This is a genomic window from Mucilaginibacter pedocola (genome assembly GCF_002013915.1).
Lineage (GTDB): Bacteria > Bacteroidota > Bacteroidia > Sphingobacteriales > Sphingobacteriaceae > Mucilaginibacter > Mucilaginibacter pedocola.
Genome location: NZ_MBTF01000029.1, coordinates 1 through 3,741 on the forward strand (window position 1 = coordinate 1; position 3,741 = coordinate 3,741).

The following is a 3,741-nucleotide window of genomic DNA, read 5'->3' on the forward strand; positions in this document are numbered from 1 at the left end:
GCGTAGTAAAACACAAATACATCCTGCGGCTTAGCGTTCTTCTGCACTTCGGCAAAGGCGGCGGTGATGCCATTTTTATCGGCCTGCGCATCGGTAACAAAATAGGTTTTCAGGTTGGTAGTGATGGTTTTGGCATCCTTTTCTGCTTCGTTCTTAAACGCCGTTGCATCTGCTAAAGCGTAGTTCAGGCTCATCTTGGGATTTTTATAAGCGTTGATACCTACGACCACCAAATGCATAGTGGCATCTTTATCCACCGTCGCTACGGGACCTGTGGCACCATTGTTCAAAACAGGTGGCGTATTGGCTTGCGCGCCGCTGTTATAGTTAACAAGTATCTCGTCGGGCTCGCTCTCAGTGCGCTGACTGTTGAGGGCAACCGCGCGGATATTGTTTGCGCCGGGCAGCAAATTCAAAGTATATTTCTTTGTATCAGTACCCGTAGTGTTATCTGTAACGAACAGCCCGCGCGTAGCCAAATTCACTATCTTACCATTGTGGAACAGGCGTATCTCGTCTATCTTATCGTTCTCGGCACTGGCATTCACGGTTATTTCTGCTACCCCTGTTGTATTAGCATAAGCCGGTGTTCTCTCTTCTACCACTTTGAGGTTTCGCGTTGCCTGCGCGTAGGTGATGCGCACTACGGGCGGTTCGTGCAGGTCGGACAAGTTAGGCGGCGAGAAACGCTCACCCGCTATTTTGCGTTGTAACAGGTTAGGCGTGTAAAAACGTTCGTACAGGTTCTCGAGCGGGATGGGTTTGTTATTGCGCACAAAGTACAATTCCTTCATACCCGCCACGCTGCCATCGAACAAATTCTCAGGCGATACAAAAATGTACTCGTTCAGGCCGCTGATGAAATAGTAAGTACCCAGCAATTCGTTATTCTCTACGCGCCACACCTCTACCCCTTTCTGTTTATTGGCAGCGAACATCAGTTTGGCATCTGCCGTAAAGGCAACTTTAAAAACCTCGCGTATGGCAAGCTCTTTTATCAGTTTGCCATCCAGCGAGTACATGGCGGGCTTATACCGGTTAAGCTTATTGGCCAGTACCATTAAGTTATTTTTGATATCGGCACCTAAAAATACGATCTGATCGTGCGGCGTATTGAAAATTATTGGCGCGACGGCAGGCTTATCGGCATCATAAACCCTGTTCTTTAACGATTGTGCCGTTACCAGCAACTTATGGCTTTCCCCAACAAATAGCAGGTCATCAGCCGCATCATTAGTTTTTGATGCGTCGGGCATCAGGATATCTGCCGCTACGGCCTTTGTTTGTGTATTTAAAATAATAAGATGGGTTCGGTTTTGGATAAAGTTTACGCAGGCAAAGTATTTGCCATCTAAGGTGACTACGTTTTTATAGGGCACTTCGGCAAATTGTTTAAACAACGCATCTACGCCAGTTGCAATATTGATGGCCGATATATACTTTTTATCCTTATTGGTATGGATGAGCAGCTTGTTATCCGCCGAAAAGAAGAAGAGTTGAAACTCGATATCCACATTAGCCGGTGCGGGCAACAAACGGATAACCTTACCCGTTGCTACCTCGCTTACGGTTATCTTTTTTGGTGTGATGCCCGCCACCAGTTTACCATCGGCACTAAAAACCGCGGACTCGGGCACTTTGGTAAAGCCTGCCGGTTTCAGTGTTTCGAGGTTGAAATTACGCAGCCCGCCTTCATCAGTTACTACCCGGAATTGGTTATCTGCCATCAGGTTTTGGCGGGGATAGTAAAAATTAAAGCGAAAATCAGCAACACGGTCCTCAAAACCCTTCGTGTATTCGCCGCTTTGCTTGTTGTAAAACCACAGGTATTTGTAAACGCTGAACAACACCTTATCGCTATTGGGCATGGGTAATAGCTGCCCGTTGTACCAGGAAGATAGCCCCTGCAAGGGCATTGCCGAAGACGACTTTTTGACGGTTTGCAACCCGTTTACCTTTATTACTTCCGTTAATACCGCGTTGGCTTTTAAGTCCTGCGCCAGCATGATAATTTCGCCGGAATTGTTTATAGAAACAATGGGCGAATAATTGGCCGCGGCAAGTGTTTTATTGAGGATGAGATTGCCTGTGGTTGCATCGAACGTTTTCAGCACGAAGGTACCTTCTCCATTGTCTTTAAAGGTGTATACTACGATATTATCAGCCGGACTAAAATTCACATCCAGAATATCCTCCCGAATACCTCTTTTTATTTTTACGCTTACCTCTTTCGCATCAGTTGTTGGGTCAACCTTGTACCAGCCGTTGTTGGCAAGCACCAATATTTTATTGCCGGGCAGGGGGTATAATTTAGCGTCGTACAGGTCTGATAGTCCATAAATTTGTTTTTCCTGCTTTCCGGTAGATGTGCTGTAAATGCTTAGGTAGCCCGAATCGTAACTGTAAGCTTTACCCCCATCGGCGCTTAGCATCGAACCGTAAGAAGCACCGCCATTTAATTTAAATAGTTGTTGACCGGTTTGGGTATCCATATAATACAAGCCATCGCGGCCGCCTAATAACACCCTGTTGCCATCTGCCGACAGGCTGATAGTTGTTTTCTCGCCCGAGGAAACCTCAAACTCGTGTATCTTTTTATTACTTGCCACATCCCATATCATCAGGGTTTTCTTTGCCAGCGATGCTACCAAGCGCCCATCGGGCGTGGAAGCGGTAGCCTCTATACCATCTGCGTGAGATTTGGGTATCACCAACCCTATTTTTTGGGCAGACGCTACTAAAGCGCTAAATAAAAGGGCGATTGTTAGGGTGTATTTTAGTTTCATATTATTTCATCAGTTGTACCGGGAAATCGCTGCCATAGCCATAGGTGGCCGGGTATTGCGGTGCGCCATTGTATTTCTTCATCAGATCGGGCACCTGCGTTTGCAGGTAATTCTTCAGCCCGTTCACGGTTATCATTTTGTTGCTGGCGGCTTCGCCCTGCATAGCTTTAAGTAATACATAGGTAAATGCGCCATGCCCTAACTGGCCAAACTCCTGCGCAAATTGCTGGCTACCGCTGGCGGCTATCCAGTGCGTACCCGTACTGCGGGCCACTACCGCCAGGTTTTTTTGCCGGTCGCCGTCATTAGCCATCAATTGCTGAAACGCACCGGCACTTTGGCAGGCATCCAATATAAAAACCTGTTTTTGGGCAGGGATGTCTATAGCGTAGCGCTGCAGCATTTTGGACGGAATACCGCTTTGGGCAAGGGCTTCATCCACATTTTGCAGGTCGGTTACATCGGTTGGCACCAGGTAAAACTCTTTGTTTTTATCGCTGATAACGCCGTGGCCCGCGTAGTAAAACACAAATACATCCTGCGGCTTAGCGTTCTTCTGCACTTCGGCAAAGGCGGCGGTGATGCCATTTTTATCGGCCTGCGCATCGGTAACAAAATAGGTTTTCAGGTTGGTAGTGATGGTTTTGGCATCCTTTTCTGCTTCGTTCTTAAACGCCGTTGCATCTGCTAAAGCGTAGTTCAGGCTCATCTTGGGATTTTTATAAGCGTTGATACCTACGACCACCAAATGCATAGTGGCATCTTTATCCACCGTCGCTACGGGACCTGTGGCACCATTGTTCAAAACAGGTGGCGTATTGGCTTGCGCGCCGCTGTTATAGTTAACAAGTATCTCGTCGGGCTCGCTCTCAGTGCGCTGACTGTTGAGGGCAACCGCGCGGATATTGTTTGCGCCGGGCAGCAAATTCAAAGTATATTTCTTTGTATCAGTACC

2 protein-coding genes are annotated in these 3,741 nt (G+C 47.4%); both read right to left on the reverse strand.

Annotated elements, in window-relative coordinates; genetic code table 11:
• Positions 1–2,786, reverse strand: a 2,786-nt coding sequence (locus tag BC343_RS20310; protein ID WP_143822284.1) for a WD40 repeat domain-containing protein, incomplete at its 3' end; no start/stop codon positions are given.
• Position 2,787: 1 nt separating this feature from the next.
• Positions 2,788–3,741 (reverse strand): caspase family protein (locus BC343_RS20315; RefSeq protein ID WP_238381818.1); only part of this gene is annotated, 954 nt, incomplete at its 5' end.